This window comes from Leifsonia sp. KNZ12-8B (assembly GCF_056755495.1).
In genome coordinates this window covers 1-245 of record NZ_JBPGXM010000275.1, presented here as the reverse complement: position 1 = coordinate 245, position 245 = coordinate 1, and the positions used below count along the sequence as shown (strand labels likewise).

The window sequence follows — 245 nt, the reverse complement described above, 5'->3', positions numbered from 1 at the left end:
ACAGCGCCGACACGACGACGTACGCGGTCACCCCGATCAGCGCAGGCGCCCGGCGCCCGAACCGGTCCGAGAGCGGCCCTGCGATCAGCTGGCCGGCGGCGAGGCCGATCAGGCACGCGGTCACGGTCAGCTGGGCGGTCGAGGTCGCGGCGCCGAGCTCGGCGGTGAGGGCGGGCAGCGCGGGCAGGTAGAGGTCCATCGAGATCGGGCCGAACACGGTCAGCACGAGCAGCAGGGACGCGAGG

At 74.3% G+C, this 245-nt stretch carries 1 protein-coding gene; it reads right to left on the bottom strand.

Going from position 1 to position 245, the window contains the following annotated elements:
• On the bottom strand, positions 1-245 hold a 245-nt coding region (locus ACR9ZG_RS19005; RefSeq protein WP_481286399.1), incomplete at both ends, for an MFS transporter.